Raw genomic sequence first — 14607 nt, 5'->3', positions numbered from 1 at the left:
GCGCGAGGCTAAAGCTTCGCGCGGCGTTTCCGTGTCTGGAGTCCTGAGGTTTACTCAGGCGCCTGCGTGTCTTCGGCGGGCTCGGTCGCTGCCTCATCGGTCTTCTTTTTGCGCGGGGCACGGCGACGCTTGGGCTTTTCCTCGGGGGCCGCTTCCGCATCCGCGTCAGCGGAGGGGGTGGCCTCGGCGTCCGCCTCGGCGGCGGGGGCGTCGTCGGTCTTCTTCTTGCGCGGCGCGCGGCGGCGTTTGGGCTTCTCCTCGGGTGCAGGCTCCGCCTGCTCCTCGGAGGCTTCGGGTGCCTCGGCTGTCGCCTCGGCGGTGGCCTCAGGCTCCGCCTTCGGTTTGCGCGCAAGGCGGCGTTTGGGCTTTTCGGCGGGCGCCTCGGCTTCCGCCTCTGGCGCGTCGATGACCGGTTCGTCGTCGTCCAGGTTCATCTCGCGGGCGGGGCCGCCCCGGCGTTCATCAAAGCTCAAGCCAATGAAATCAGGGGTGAATTCGCCCATACCCACGACGCGCGGTCCACGGTCACCGCCCCGGTCGCGTCCGCGACCTCGGCCCCCACGCTCGCTCCGCTCGCGGCGGGGCTGCTGTGGCTGTGGCTCTGGCTTCGGCTCTTCGCGCGCGGGTTCCGGCGCGGCCTCGGCCTTCGGTTCTTCGACCTTCGGCTCTTCCGAACGGCGTCCGCCTCGGCGGGAACGGCGCGGCTTTTCCTCGTCGCCAGCTTTCGCCTCCGGCGCTTTGCCCGCGTCCATCGGCGCATCCGCGCGCGGGATGGGCTGTTTGATCAGCCCTTCAATGGCGCTCAGGTATTTTTCATCCGAGGGCACGCAAAGCGTGATGGCGACGCCCGTCTTGCCCGCGCGGCCCGTGCGCCCGATGCGGTGCACATAGTCCTCGGCGTGAGAGGGGACGTCGTAGTTGAATACGTGGCTGACGTTCGGGATGTCGAGGCCGCGAGCGGCCACATCGGAGGCCACAAGGAAGGTGATCGAGCCGTCGCGGAAGCCCGCAAGCGTGCGCATACGGTGGGATTGGTCCAGGTCGCCGTGGATCGGCTCGGCATTAAGCCCGTGCTTTTTCAAGGACTTGGCGACGATGTCCACGTCGACCTTCCGGTTGCAAAAGATGATCGCGTTGCGGAACGCGTCGCCCTCAGCGGTGATCGCGGCGCGCAGCATGTCGCGCTTCATTTTGGCTTGGGCGTCCCGACGCGGGGCTCGGAATTCGATCAGGCGCTGCTCGATCGTGTCGGACGTCGTGGACTGACGTTCCACTTCGATCTTTTCGGGGTTCGACAGGAACGTGTTGGTGATCCGCTCGATCTCGGGCGCCATGGTGGCGGAGAAGAACAGAGTCTGGCGGGTGAAGGGGACGAGGCCGAAAATCCGCTCGATATCCGGGATGAAACCCATGTCGAGCATCCGGTCAGCCTCATCGACGACCATGACTTTCACGTCGTTCAGGATCAGTTTGCCGCGCTCAAAATGATCAAGCAGGCGGCCGGGGGTGGCGATCAGCACGTCGACGCCCTTGTCGATGGCTTGCTCTTGTTCCTTGAAGGACACGCCGCCGATCAGCAGCGCCTTGGTGAGCTTCACGTGTTTGGCGTAAATATCAAAGTTCTCAGCAACTTGCGCGGCAAGTTCGCGCGTGGGGCAAAGGACCAGGCTGCGCGGCATCCGCGCGCGGGCGCGGCCCCGGGCAAGCATGGTGATCATCGGAAGCGTGAAAGAGGCGGTCTTGCCGGTGCCGGTTTGGGCGATGCCCAGAACGTCGCGGCCCAGAAGGGCCGGCGGGATCGCGCCGGCCTGGATCGGGGTGGGCGTTTCATAGCCCGCTTCAACGATGGCTTTTTGCACTTTTGGATTGAGGTCGAGGTCAGCGAAAGTCGTCATGGGCGTCCAATCTTGCCGAGGCTCAAGGGCCGTTCGGCGGGGTGATGGAGCGCAACCTGACAACGCGCTCCGCGATAGCTGTCCGCGCGGATCGCGGACTGACCTCGCACTTATTCCATTCATCAGGAGTCGTCAAACCGACGTTTTATTCGGGTAGGGACACGCGATATTCCGGCAACTCGGAAAACAACGCGGGTGGGACGTTAATCTCGACGCTGTGGGCAGAACCGATCAGCACTGCCGAAAGCCCATGCTGTGCTGCATGGGCAAAAAGCGCGTCCGACAGGACGATCAGCCCGACGGCACGGTCCCGGCAATGGCCATGGGTGCAGCCGTCAAAGCGCCTGTTTGTTGGAACGAAAGGCAGCTCGACCCCGTTGGACCAGACTTCCCGCATCACGAGGCGATGGACCCCATCGCGGCGTGCGCCAATAACCAGCATGCGCTGACGCTCTCCGGCCTGGGTGCCGTCGATCAGATGCCCCATCAGAACGTGATGGGCATGGTCCGAGATCACGATCTGCCGGGTATAGGCGCCTTCCAACCCCGCATGGGATGAATGCACCACCCCGGTTTGGGGGGTGCAGGCCACCACAAGGGTCAAAAGGCACAGAAGGCGCAACATCGCGTCAAACTAGAAGGTCTTTGTTAAGGCGCGGTTAATGGCGGGCGCGCCGTGGCGTGCAGCACCGGGCGATATCCGTTGGACAGGACCGCCAGGCTGCACGGCGGGGTCAAAGCCAGCGCCGGGCCCGAGGGCCTCGGGATCGCCGGGGAATATCCTTCGGGGGCATAGCGGAACAGGCTGCCGCCCTTCACCAGATGCGGCGCGCCGTCGTGGTCGATGAACGCACCGTTGGGCAAGTCATCCATGTGGACGGGATGGAGCCGTTTCTCGCGCCCTTCAAGGCGTTCATGATGGAGGATGGCGTCCATCTCTACGGCCTTGGGCGCGCCGGGAAACGCGTCCCGATAAGCGAGGTAATCCTTACGCCTGCAATAGGCGCAGGGACGGTGACCAGCGGCGAAGGCCACGGCCTCATCCAGAAAGAACAACTCGGTCCAGGTGCGGGGTTGGGCGAGAGGACGCTTGCGCCCGCGAAACGCCAACAGGCAGGTGATCCAGGCCTTCCCGGCCCATTGACGTTCCATCATGCGGCCGTCCGGCGCCACCAGGATCCCGCGGTTGCCCGTGAACGTGCCACGCGCGGGATGCGCCACGATGCGCCCGTCGGGCAGGACACGGTTCCGTAGGGTCAATTGTGCCTCAAATCTGTCGCGCCCCGCCGAAGTCTCCCCAAAATTTGACGCTTTTTAACGAACAATCGGCCAAGTTGGCATCGATTGTATCCGAACGACCAAAACAGAGAAGCAACTTTTCAGAGCAGAAAGTGTAACCAGTGACCCAGAGACTAAGCGATCTAAGCGGCCATGCCTACGGCAGTGCCAGCTTCCCCACCTCGATTTCCGAGATCCCGGTCTATTTGGCCAACCTAGACCCGTTGACCGCAGGCTTGATCCTGCTGGCGGGCTGTGCGGCCTTCCTTGTGTGGTCCGGCAGTTCGGGTGAGCGGGCCGCGCGCGCGCGGCAACGCTCCGGTGAGCCCATCACCTTGCCCCCGCCGATGGACATGACCCAGTCGGCCCGCCGCAAATAACCTCTGGGCTCCCGCATCTTTCAGGGGAGGCGGGGGCCTTGGCCCACTCAGACCATCAGTTCTTTCGTCGATGACAGCGTGATGTCGGGATAATCGCGGCCCACACGGTCGATGTCCCACTGCAGGCGCGTCAGATAGACGGGATCGCCATCGTTATCGGTGGCGATGTGCTGTTTGTTGGCGTTGGAAAAGGCATCCACCGCGTCCTTTTCGCCGTGGACCCAGCGGGCAGAGGTGAATTGTGACGCCTCAAACCGAACCGGCAGGCCGTATTCCAGCTCGATCCGACTGGCGAGGACTTCGAACTGAAGCGCGCCGACGACACCGACAATGAAGCCCGAGCCGAAGGTCGACTTGAACACCTTGGCCGCGCCCTCTTCTGCGAATTGCATCAAGGCCTTGTCCAGATGCTTGGCCTTCAGCGGATCGCCCGCGCGGCAGCTTTGCAAGAGTTCCGGCGCGAAGGACGGAATGCCCGTGAAGCGCAGCGCTTCGCCTTCGGTCAACGCATCGCCGATGCGCAACTGCCCGTGGTTGGGGATGCCGATGATATCGCCGGCCCAGGCCTCTTCCGCCAGTTCCCGGTCGGAGGCCAGAAACATCACCGGATTGCTGATCGCCATCGGTTTCTTGGACCGAACGTGCGTGAGCTTCATGCCCCGGTTGAAGTGGCCAGAGACCAACCGCACGAACGCCACGCGGTCGCGGTGCTTGGGGTCCATATTGGCCTGCACCTTGAAGACAAAGCCCGAGACCTTCTTCTCATCCGGTGCCACTTGTCGCGGATCGGCGTTCTGGATCTGCGGCTCTGGCCCGTATTCGGCGATGCCGTCCATCAACTCCTTCACGCCGAACGAGTTCATGGCAGAGCCGAACCAAATCGGCGTCAGTGTGCCCTGCTGGAACGCCTCGATATCCATGGCGGGCAGCAATTCGCGCGCCATTTCAACCTCTTCACGCAGCTTATCGAGCAGATTGGCAGGCACATGCTGGCCGAGCGCCGGGTCGTCCAGCCCCTGCAGCTTCACCGATTCCGCGACCTTGTTGCGGTCGGCGCGGTCCATCAGCTCCAGCCGGTCGTGGATCAGGTCATAACAGCCGAGGAAATCGCGCCCGACGCCGATGGGCCAGGAGGCCGGTGTCACATCAATCGCCAGATTCTCCTGAATCTCGTCAATGATCTCAAACGTATCGCGGCTTTCGCGGTCCATCTTGTTGCAGAACGTCAGGATCGGCAGGTCGCGCAACCGGCAGACCTCGAACAGCTTCTGGGTCTGGCTTTCCACGCCCTTGGCACCGTCGATCACCATGATCGCCGCGTCCACGGCGGTCAGCGTGCGATAGGTATCCTCGGAGAAATCGCTGTGGCCGGGCGTGTCCACCAGGTTGAAGCGGAAGTTCACGTCGGGCGTCTGGAAATCGAACGACATGGCCGAGGCGCTGACAGAAATCCCCCGGTCCTTCTCCATCTGCATGAAGTCCGACCGCGTGCGCCGCGCCTCGCCCTTGGCGCGCACTTGGCCCGCCATCTGGATGGCGCCGCCGTAAAGCAGGAACTTCTCGGTCAGGGTCGTTTTGCCCGCATCGGGGTGCGAGATGATCGCAAACGTGCGCCTGCGGGCGATCTCGGGCGGAAGGGTGGGGCGATTGTCCAACATGGGCGCGGTATATGGCGCTCAGGCGCAAGGGACAATCGCCTTTGACGGGATCGGCGTCAGAGACATTCGAACTCGATGGTGCCATCGACCGGTTGCCCGTTTTCGTCTTCATCGTACCAGATGAGGCTGTCGCCTTCGCACAGCATGTCAGCCCAATCGCTGGCCTCTGCCGCGGACATTTCCAGGGGATCTCCGGTACCTTGATCCACCAGCCGCAAGGTACGCGCGGCTGACCGGCGCGGTTGCTCGGCCGTGGGCTGCATCCGGGGACGGATCGTCTCGCCTTCCTCAGCCGCAGAAAAACTCTCTGCGCCGGGGCGGTTTTCGCCTCGGGTATCCTGGGCAAAGGCGGGGGTGGTGGCCAGAACGGCCAGCAGGCTCAGTGTCGCAAACTTCGTCATATGAACTATCCTTCGGGTCAGAATGCGTCCCTTGCCAAAGGATTACGATATGGCCGCTGAGCGCTAAATGCCGGTTTACCGCCATGGTCGGCGGGTCGGCGCCGATCCCGCTGACAGGATCGATTCCATGGGGCATGATGAGCCTTTACGAAGGGAGACATCACATGGATCTGAAGACATTGGCCGAGACACTCGTCACCGCATGCCGCACCCAGGGCGAAGCGGCGCTATTGGAGAACCACTATCACCCTGATGTGGTTTCCGTGGAGGCGGCTGACTATTCCGGGATGGGACGCGAGACCAAGGGCGTGGAGGGGATACGCGGCAAACACGCCTGGTGGAATGAGACCTTCGAGGTCCACGGCGGAGACGTCCAGGGCCCCTATCTGCACGGCGAAGACCGGTTTGCGGTCGTCTTCTCGATCGAATGCACCGAGAATGCCACGGGCGAGCGGATGGATATGACGGAAGTGGCGATTTACACGGCCGCGGACGGAAAGATCGTGCGCGAAGAGTTCTTCGGGACCGGGTAACTACCCGTCACTGCCACCCTTGGACGCGCGCGACAGCCGTTCCACCACGTTCTCTCCGGCGTCGTCGCCAAGCTCCATCGCGGCGGCGCTGGCGGCGGCGTCAGCGGATCCGCTCAGGTCCAGATCTTGCGGCAAAAGCGCCCGTGTCTGGCCCGTGACCAGCAGGCTTTCGACGGCGATCCCCTCGGCGTAGATGATCTCGTGGCCGGAAAACACGATCTGATAGCTGTCAACGTGCCCACCTTCTTCGCGCACGACCGTGTCGCCGTTCACCAATAACTCGGCCTTGACCATCACCTCGGCGCGGCCCGTGCCCAATTCATCGCGGCGCTGCCAGATGAACAGGCGATGCTGCGGCGACAGGCGCAGATCGCGGGAAGTGTTGAGCGTGCCTTCCTTGATCCGAACAGGTGCCGCGGCCCCCACGGCGCGGCGGGTCTGGAAGCCGATCCAGCGCACGGGCTGCGGCCCATTCTCGCGCGTCAGAACGACATCGCCAACGCTCAGGTGTTCCACCGGGATCTGCTTGCCATTGGCCAGCGTCAGATGCGTGCCCGCCAGGAAGCTGACGCTGGCGATGTCCGCAAAGCGCTCGGGCGCGCTGGCGACTTCGGTGCCGACCAACTCATATTCGGTGTCTTCCTTCACGGTCGATAGCGGCAGGATGTGCAACTGTGCCCCGGCCTCGGACTGGTGGGTTAGGATCAGCACCTCCACCACTTCGCCTGAGGGCCCCATGAGCATATGGCAGGCCGAAATGGCCAGGGCTTCCCCGGGCGCGCCCACTTCCGAGCCATCGGCGACGCAGGGCTGTCCGCCCTCGCCGGCATCGGAAATCGCCAACCGCCGTGTCCCGTGGCCTGTCGCCAGGCGGTAGATGTCACCGGGCAACGCGTCGTCCTCCAGCCCGATTCCATCGCCGATATTGGCGCCCGAGACGACCCGCAACGCGCGGCTGGGGTAGGTCTGGAAGCGGAACAGGGGCGGGTGGGCTGACAACGGAGCGTCCTTTGCGGGTGTGTTCCTTGCTTAGACAAGGGCCGTGCGAGAGGGTCAAGGCTGGTGGCCCGCGGGAGGGGCTGCTAGGCAAGGCAAAACAGAGACATTCGGGGAGGATCTGACGATGGATTTGGGGATTAAGGGCCGCCGCGCCCTGGTATGTGCAAGCTCAAAAGGCCTGGGCCGGGGCTGCGCCGAAGCACTGGCCGAGGCGGGCGTGGACCTGGTGCTGAACGCCCGCGGGGCCGAGGCCTTGGAAGAAACCGCGCAGGCGATCCGCGAGACCTACGGCGTGTCCGTGACCGCCGTGGCCGCCGATATCACGTCCGAGGCTGGCCGCGCGCAGGTGCTGGGAGTGGCGGGCGACGTTGACATCCTGGTGACGAACGCGGGCGGACCTCCTCCGGGCCTTTGGTCGGACTGGGGACGCGATGATTTCATCGCCGCGCTGGACGCCAACATGCTGACGCCCATCGCGCTGATGACCGCCTTGATGCCCGCGATGATCGACAAGGGCTGGGGCCGCGTCGTCAACATCACCTCGCAATCGGTGAAGGCGCCGATCCCGGCCCTGGGCCTGTCAAACGCCGCGCGCACGGGCCTGACGGGCTATGTCGCGGGCACCGCCCGGCAGGTGGCGCAATTTGGCGTGAACGTGAACAACATGCTTCCCGGCATTCATGCCACGGACCGGGCGATCCAGCTGGATGGCGGGGTGTCCCAGAAAGAGGGGATCAGCGCGGCAGAGGCCAAGGCCAAACGCGAGTTGACCATTCCCGCGCGCCGCTACGGCACGGCGGCAGAGTTCGGCGCGATGTGTGCGTTCCTGTGCTCGGCCCATGCGGGCTTCATCGTCGGGCAGAACATCCTGTGCGACGGTGGCGGCACCAACGCGACCATCTAAGCCCCCTATTCAAGGGTCCTTGGCGAGCGGTGGGGAACCTGTTACCTCCCGTTCCCGAGTGAATTCATCGGGAATACCTGAATGTCTGCCCCCCGCCTTCAGATAGAGCATGTCTGTTGCCACTTTGAGGGGCGAGAGGTCGTGTGCGGCATCGACCTGACCGTGCGCGCCGGAGAGGTTCTGTGCCTGCTTGGCCCCTCCGGCTGCGGCAAATCCACGACCCTGCGCATGATCGCAGGGATCGAGCGCCCCAGCGCGGGCACGATCCGCGCCGATGGCGAGGTGCTGTCAGACCCGCAGACCCATCTGCCGCCCGAAGCGCGGGGAATCGGGCTGATCTTCCAGGATTTCGCGCTTTTTCCGCACCTGAGCGTTGCGCAGAACATCGCCTTTGGCCTGCGCGGCACTGCGACGGAAACGCGCGCGCGGGTGGACGAGTTGCTGGAGCGTGTGGATCTGCAGGGCTATGCCGATACGCCGCCTCACATGTTGTCGGGCGGCGAGCAGCAGCGCGTCGCGCTGGCCCGCGCACTGGCGCCGCGTCCGCGCATCATGTTGATGGATGAGCCGTTCTCGGGCCTCGACAACCGCCTGCGCGACGGCATCCGGGATGAGACCCTGGCGCTGTTGAAAGAGGAAGGCACCGCCGTGGTCCTCGTGACGCACGAGCCGGATGAGGCGATGCGCATGGCCGATCAGATCGCGCTGATGCGCGATGGTGGCGTGGTCCAGACCGGCGCGCCCTACAACATCTACACCAGCCCTTGCGACAAGGCGGCCGCGTCTTTTTTCAGTGATATCAATGTGATCACGGGCGAGGTCCACGGCGCGTTGATCGAAACCCCCTTTGGCCAGTTCCTGGCCCCCGGGGTGCCGGACGGTGGCGCGGTCGACATCGTCTTCCGCCCCCAACACGTCAAGATCGACTTCGATCGCGGCGGGCGTGGCCCCAATCCCACGCCCCAGGACGGCGTGCCCGCGCGCGGCTTCGTCAAACGCGCGCGCTTCATGGGTCATGAGAGCCTGGTGGAGTTCAAGATGGACTTTGACGGCGGCATTGTGAAAGCCACCGTTCCCGCCGTGTTTCTGCCCAAACCCGGCACGCCCCTGTGGCTCACGATCCGGCGCGACCGTTGTTTCGTCTTCCCAAAACAGGCCTGACATCGCACATTGGGTTCGGAATTTTTGTGTAATCCTGTGAGGCATCACAAGGATTTACGTTTTTGGGCTTTGATCTGGCGCTGCAAGATCATACCTATGCACCAGCTTTACGGAACATCGGGCGTGCGCACGCCTGAACAAGGGAGAACATCATGCTCAATAACATCGGACCCGCTGGTCTTATCCTGATCGCTGTCGTCGTGCTTGTGCTGTTTGGCCGGGGCAAAATTGCAGGCCTCATGGGCGAAGTCGGCAAAGGCATCACCGCGTTCAAAGACGGCGTCAAATCGCCCGATCCCGAGATCGAGGACGCCTCGACCACGGCAGACGCGACAGCCGCACGCGACGTTACGCCGGAAGAGCGCACCGAGCGCGACAACGCCTGATCCCCTGACAAGACGGCAAAGGGGTTAATGGCGTATGCCTGATATCGGCGGAATGGAGCTATTGGTTATCGGGATCGTGGCGTTGATCGTCGTGGGCCCGAAAGACCTGCCCGGCATGTTCAAGAAGCTCGGGCAGATGGTTGCCCGCGTGCGCGCCATGGGCCGTGAATTCACCAACGCGATGAACGCCGCCGCCGACGATACCGGCATGTCCGAGATGAACCGCGACCTCCGCTCGGCGGCCAAGTTCACCAACCCCAAGGCAATGGCGAAAGAGATGATGGGCGATGTCATGGAAGACATCGATCCGTCGAAATACGAAGAAGGCTCGGCCACGCGCATCATCGCCGAGAAGAAGGCCAGCGCGCAGAAAGAGGCGAAGGAACGCGCCGCCGCCGCACGCGCGGCCCGTGCCGAGCGTGACGCCCGCGCCGCCGAGTTGAGCGGTGAGCCCGAGGAAGCCCCCGCCGCGGACCCCGCGCCCGCCGAAGCCGCCCACGCCGATCCCGGCCCCGCAGATGTCGAAGCGCCGTCCGAGCCAGAGCCACAGGCGACACGTTCATGACCCAGACCGACGCGCAGGCTCAAATCGGGACCAATGAGGTCGACGAAGACGACGAGCTGGAAGGCTCTGCCGCCCCCCTTGTGGAGCATCTGACGGAACTGCGCACCCGGCTGATCCGTTCTGTCTTGGCGTTTGTTGTGGGCATCATCGTGATGTTCACGGTGGCTGAGCCGATCCTGAATTTCATCTCGCAACCCTTGGCGGACGTGCTGCGCGGGCGCGGCGAGGATGCGCGGCTGATCTTCACGGCGCCGCAAGAGAAGTTCTTCGTCTTGATCCGCATCTCCATCATCATGGGGTTCGCGGTCTCTTTCCCGGTCATCGCGCATCAGCTTTGGCGGTTCGTGGCGCCCGGCCTCTACAAGTCCGAGAAGGGCGCGATCCTGCCTTTCCTGATCGCCTCGCCCGTTCTGTTCACCATCGGCGCGGCCTTCGCCCACTACGTCGTGACACCGCTGGCGATGAATTTCTTCATCGGCTTTTCCGACGCGATCCCGGCGCTGGCCAACCTGATCGCCGGCGAGGGCACGTTTGAGAACCCCAATAGCGATAGCGAGATACAAACGATCTTCCTCGGCTCTGTCCGCGAGTCGCTTGACCTCGCGCTGAAGTTCATCTTCGCCTTTGGCCTCTGCTTCCAACTGCCGGTCCTTCTGACCCTGATGGGCAAGGCGGGCCTGGTGTCCTCCCAAGGTCTTGCGGACGTGCGCAAATGGGCTGTTGTTGGCATCCTGACCCTCGCCGCCCTGGTGACACCGCCCGATGTGATCACCCAGGTGATCCTGTTCACGGTGGTCTACGGCCTCTACGAGATCTCCATTCAGTTGGTCCGTTGGGTCGAATATTCCCGCAACAAGCGGTTGCGCGCAGAGGGGATCCTGGGCGAAGACGAGGAACTCTGAGCGGTGTCCGACCCCGACCTGTCCCGGATCGCCGACGCGCTGGAGCGTCTGCGCCCGCCCCCTGCTAAAATCCCCGACCTGACCGCCGCAGAGGCCTTTGTCTGGCACGCAGAGCCCGACGGCTTGGAACCGGTGGCCAAGGTCAACCGCGTAGACCTGAGCCTTCTTCACGGCATCGACCGCGCCCGCGATACGCTGATGGCCAACACCCGCCAGTTCGCGCGCGGATTGCCCGCCAACAACGCGCTTCTCTGGGGCGCGCGGGGGATGGGGAAGTCGTCTCTGGTCAAGGCCGTCCACGGCGCCATTTGCGCGGAAGAGGCGGGCTTGAAGCTGGTGGAAATCCAACGCGAGGATCTGCCCTCAGTGGGGCGTCTGCTGGCCGTGCTGCGCGGGCTCGACGCCCGGGTGATCCTGTATTGCGATGACCTGTCGTTCAGCCACGATGACCAGCACTACAAATCTTTGAAAGCCGTGCTGGACGGCGGCGTGACGGGCCGCCCGGACAACGTGGTATTCTACGCCACGTCCAATCGCCGCCACCTGATGCCCCGCGACATGATCGAGAATGAGCGGGGATCAGCGATCAACCCGGCGGAAGCGGTGGAAGAAAAGGTGTCTTTGTCCGACCGGTTCGGCCTGTGGCTCGGGTTCCACAGCTGCGACCAGGACGCCTACCTGACGATGATCCGGGGCTATTGCGACGCTTACGGGGTGGAGATCTCTGACGCCGAGATGCGCGCAGAGGCGGTGGAATGGCAAGCAACCCGCGGCTCACGCTCGGGCCGGGTGGCGTGGCAGTACTTCACCGACCTCGCAGGTCGCCGGGGCGTGGTGCTGGACCCATAGGGTGGACCCTCCGGGGGGAGTTTTTCGGGCAAGATGAAGGAGCGGCCCCGCCTCGGGCGGCGTGCTTATTGCGTGGCCGCGCGGATTTTTCTCAGCAGGTCCTCATCTTCGTCGTCCACCGCTTCGGGTTCGGTTGGGGTGACCGCTGTGGGGGCGGCGACGGAGGCTGGCGGAACCTGATCCTTTGGGACCCGCCCGACGACCGGGGCCGCCGGACCTTGCACCTGATCGCGTACCGCATTGGGGCGCTTGGGCTGGGGTGGAGGTGTTGGTGCTGCCTGGACGGGCGCGGGGCCCGCCATATGGGTCGCTTCTGCCGCCTCCATCACCTTCAGCGCGCGTCGGTCCATCATCCGGGCCCAGAGGCTGGGGACCATGGCGACCATGGCCATCATGGGCATCGACAAGGGCAGGGTGGGGACCGAGGCCTCTGGATCGAGGCGCTCATAGGGGCGGTCGGGGTGCATGTGATGCTCGGAATGGGCGGGCGCGTTCATCATCAGGTAGGACGAGAAGCCCTTGGGGGCGTTCCAGCTGTGGTGTGCGGCGACGGGCTCAAACCGACCGCTTGGTAGCAAAAGTCGTTGCAACCCATAGTGTTGCACGTAGTCCGACATCAGGATTTGCGCACCGGTCAAGGCGGCGAGGCCCACCAGCACCAGGGCGCCGCCGACCCCTGCCATCAGCGTCACGATGACCAGCGTCACCGCCGCCCCCCCGAGCCAGATCCAATAGGGGTTGCTGATGTGGTTGGGTCCGCGCCCCTTACGCTCCAGCCTTTCGACCTCCTGTTCGGCCCCGGCCTCAAACGATCCGCGCCAGGCGCGGGGCAGATAGGCCCAGAAGCTTTCCCCCGGCAAAGGCGTGTTGGGGTCTGCGTCGGTGCCGACATGGCGGTGATGCACCAGCCGGTGGGCCGAGACGTGGTGCCCGAAGCCGACAGACGTGTAGACCGCCGCCCCCAGGGCCCGAAGCGGCAGGGCCGCGCGGTGGATCAACTCATGGGCGTTCGGATGGCTGACCTGGCCGAAGAAGGACGCGGTCGCCAGGAACAGGGCTATGGATTGGCCAAACGTCAGCGCGCCGGATGTGAGCGCCGAGGCGGTGGACAGAAGGATCAACAGATGCCCGCAGGCCAGCCCCACAGACAGCGTGTCAGACCAGGGCACGGTGTCTTCGTCATCGGGCGTAACGGTTGGCGGCTCCAGCAGGCGGTCGGCGACGGCGGTGACCAAGGTTAACCAAAGCAGCGCGACCCAGGCAAAGCCGCCCCACGCGGTGCCCGCCAGCAACAGCAGGAACATCGGCGGCAGTGTAATCGCGGCGTAGCGGGCGATGACGGGCATGGGGTCAGGTGTCCTCGGGTCGGTTTTTGGTCGCGCACAGCATAGCTGGGCAATTTGGCAAAAGCATGGCGCAGGCGCATGGCCTTTCCAAGCGCGTCATTGGGTATTAGGTGAGACGGGCAAGGCAAAACATAGGGTGCCCATGTCCTTTTTCCGCAAAATGAAGGAACGGATGTTCAAATCCTCGTCGAAACTCGACGAGGGGCTGGATGCGATCATTGAAGAGGGGGCCGCAGAGGCGGCTGATGTCCCGGCGGCTGAGCCGGTTGCGGAGGGCGCGCCGGAGGCTCCCTTAGAGGTCGCGCCCGAGTTCATACCCGAAACGGCGCCTGAGGTTGCGCCCGAACCGGCTCCAACGCCTGCCCCGGCGCCCGCCCCTGAGGCCACGCCAACCCCCGCACCAGAGCCCGCCGCGCCAGTCCCGGCGCCTGAGCCCGCGCCGAAAAAACCCGGTCTTCTGGGCCGCCTCATGGGCCGTACGTCCGAGCCCAAGCGCGCGTTGGATGACGAGATGCTGGAACAGCTGGAAGAGCTGTTGATTGCCTCCGACATGGGCGTCGATATTGCCCTTCGCGTGACCGCCAACATGGCCGAAGGGCGCTATGGCAAGCTGTTGTCCGCAACCGAGATCAAAGAGCTTCTGTCCGCCGAGATCACCCGCGTGATGGAACCCGTTGCGCGGCCCTTGCCGATCTATCCCAAGACGCCTCAGGTGGTGCTGGTGGTGGGCGTGAATGGCTCGGGCAAGACGACGACCATCGGCAAGCTTTCCAGCCAGTTCCGTGCCGCGGGCAAGAAGGTGGTGATTGCCGCCGGGGATACATTCCGCGCGGCGGCGGTCGAGCAGCTTCAGGTCTGGGGCGAGCGTGCGGGCGTGCCCGTGTTGACCGCCCCCGAAGGCTCGGACCCCGCAGCGCTCGCCTTTGACGCCATGGTCAAGGCCGAGGCGGACGGCGCAGATCTGTTGATGATCGATACGGCGGGCCGTTTGCAGAACCGGACCGATCTGATGGAAGAGCTGGCCAAAATCGTTCGCGTCATCCGCAAGAAGGACCCCGACGCGCCGCATAACACCTTGCTGGTCCTTGATGCGACCACCGGCCAGAACGCCCTGCGCCAGGTGGAGCTGTTCGGCCAGATGGCCGACGTCTCGGGCCTGGTGATGACGAAGCTCGACGGCACCGCAAAGGGCGGCGTGCTGGTCGCTTTGGCCGATAAATTCGGTCTGCCCATTCATGCGATTGGTGTTGGGGAGCAGATTGATGATTTGCAACCTTTCGACCCGGATGAATTTGCCGATGCCCTGGTCGGCCTTGACCGTTCATGACATCGACCCACACCCCCTGTGGA

General features: G+C 64.2%; 16 protein-coding genes. 9 read left to right on the top strand and 7 right to left on the bottom strand.

Annotation, left to right across the window (positions count from 1 at the left end; genetic code table 11):
- Window positions 1-50 precede the first annotated feature (50 nt).
- From AC6I9R_RS18060 to AC6I9R_RS18050, 3 genes are all read right to left on the bottom strand, one after another.
- A complete protein-coding gene (locus tag AC6I9R_RS18060) occupies window positions 51-1895 on the bottom strand; it encodes a DEAD/DEAH box helicase (RefSeq protein ID WP_461428838.1) in 1845 nt (614 codons plus the stop codon).
- A 145-nt stretch (window positions 1896-2040) separates the two neighbouring features.
- Window positions 2041-2520 (bottom strand): hypothetical protein, encoded by a 480-nt coding sequence (locus AC6I9R_RS18055; RefSeq protein WP_461428837.1) that lies wholly within the window; start codon window positions 2518-2520, stop codon window positions 2041-2043.
- Window positions 2521-2543: 23 nt separating this feature from the next.
- Window positions 2544-3155, bottom strand: a complete 612-nt coding sequence (locus AC6I9R_RS18050; RefSeq protein WP_461428836.1) for a hypothetical protein — start codon at window positions 3153-3155, stop codon at window positions 2544-2546.
- Window positions 3156-3295: 140 nt separating this feature from the next.
- Between AC6I9R_RS18050 and AC6I9R_RS18045 the strand changes: the two genes are divergently transcribed.
- Window positions 3296-3553, top strand: a complete 258-nt coding sequence (locus AC6I9R_RS18045) for a hypothetical protein (RefSeq protein ID WP_461428835.1) — start codon at window positions 3296-3298, stop codon at window positions 3551-3553.
- Window positions 3554-3600: 47 nt separating this feature from the next.
- Here the strand turns inward: AC6I9R_RS18045 and AC6I9R_RS18040 are convergent, their stop codons facing one another.
- Entirely contained in the window at window positions 3601-5211 is a 1611-nt protein-coding gene (locus AC6I9R_RS18040; RefSeq protein ID WP_461428834.1) for a peptide chain release factor 3, read from the bottom strand.
- 56 nt (window positions 5212-5267) lie between these two features.
- Window positions 5268-5612 (bottom strand): hypothetical protein, encoded by a 345-nt coding sequence (locus AC6I9R_RS18035; protein WP_461428833.1) that lies wholly within the window; start codon window positions 5610-5612, stop codon window positions 5268-5270.
- A gap of 164 nt (window positions 5613-5776) precedes the next feature.
- On the opposite strand from AC6I9R_RS18035, the gene AC6I9R_RS18030 reads away from it, so the two are divergent.
- Window positions 5777-6145: a SnoaL-like domain-containing protein gene (locus tag AC6I9R_RS18030; protein ID WP_461428832.1), complete on the top strand. Its 369-nt coding sequence runs from the start codon at window positions 5777-5779 to the stop codon at window positions 6143-6145.
- On the opposite strand, the gene AC6I9R_RS18025 is transcribed toward AC6I9R_RS18030, so the two are convergent.
- Window positions 6146-7144, bottom strand: a complete 999-nt coding sequence (locus AC6I9R_RS18025) for a Hint domain-containing protein (protein ID WP_461428831.1) — start codon at window positions 7142-7144, stop codon at window positions 6146-6148.
- Between the two features lie 124 nt (window positions 7145-7268).
- Between AC6I9R_RS18025 and AC6I9R_RS18020 the strand changes: the two genes are divergently transcribed.
- The 6 genes from AC6I9R_RS18020 to AC6I9R_RS17995 all read left to right on the top strand — a co-directional run bounded on the left by AC6I9R_RS18020 (window position 7269) and on the right by AC6I9R_RS17995 (window position 11911).
- A complete protein-coding gene (locus AC6I9R_RS18020; protein WP_461428830.1) occupies window positions 7269-8048 on the top strand; it encodes an SDR family oxidoreductase in 780 nt (259 codons plus the stop codon).
- An 81-nt stretch (window positions 8049-8129) separates the two neighbouring features.
- Window positions 8130-9209: an ABC transporter ATP-binding protein gene (locus AC6I9R_RS18015; protein ID WP_461428829.1), complete on the top strand. Its 1080-nt coding sequence runs from the start codon at window positions 8130-8132 to the stop codon at window positions 9207-9209.
- Window positions 9210-9361: 152 nt separating this feature from the next.
- The gene (locus AC6I9R_RS18010) at window positions 9362-9595 is read left to right on the top strand and encodes a twin-arginine translocase TatA/TatE family subunit (RefSeq protein ID WP_461428828.1); all 234 of its coding nucleotides are present in this window, start codon (window positions 9362-9364) and stop codon (window positions 9593-9595) included.
- A gap of 34 nt (window positions 9596-9629) precedes the next feature.
- The gene (tatB, locus tag AC6I9R_RS18005; RefSeq protein ID WP_461428827.1) at window positions 9630-10160 is read left to right on the top strand and encodes a Sec-independent protein translocase protein TatB; all 531 of its coding nucleotides are present in this window, start codon (window positions 9630-9632) and stop codon (window positions 10158-10160) included.
- Window positions 10157-11062: a twin-arginine translocase subunit TatC gene (gene tatC / locus AC6I9R_RS18000; protein ID WP_461428826.1), complete on the top strand. Its 906-nt coding sequence runs from the start codon at window positions 10157-10159 to the stop codon at window positions 11060-11062. Before tatB ends, tatC begins: the two co-directional genes overlap by 4 nt.
- A 3-nt stretch (window positions 11063-11065) precedes the next feature.
- Window positions 11066-11911 (top strand): ATP-binding protein, encoded by an 846-nt coding sequence (locus AC6I9R_RS17995; protein WP_461428825.1) that lies wholly within the window; start codon window positions 11066-11068, stop codon window positions 11909-11911.
- Between the two features lie 65 nt (window positions 11912-11976).
- Here the strand turns inward: AC6I9R_RS17995 and AC6I9R_RS17990 are convergent, their stop codons facing one another.
- Window positions 11977-13257: an alkane 1-monooxygenase gene (locus tag AC6I9R_RS17990; RefSeq protein WP_461428824.1), complete on the bottom strand. Its 1281-nt coding sequence runs from the start codon at window positions 13255-13257 to the stop codon at window positions 11977-11979.
- Window positions 13258-13399: 142 nt separating this feature from the next.
- On the opposite strand from AC6I9R_RS17990, the gene ftsY reads away from it, so the two are divergent.
- Window positions 13400-14584 carry a signal recognition particle-docking protein FtsY gene (ftsY, locus tag AC6I9R_RS17985; protein WP_461428823.1) on the top strand — a complete coding sequence of 395 codons (1185 nt, stop codon included), beginning with the start codon at window positions 13400-13402 and terminating at the stop codon, window positions 14582-14584.
- Window positions 14585-14607: the final 23 nt, after the last annotated feature.

This window comes from Gymnodinialimonas sp. (assembly GCF_059726805.1).
Note: the sequence above shows the minus strand (reverse complement) of the source record. Positions and strands in the feature narration are given on the sequence as shown.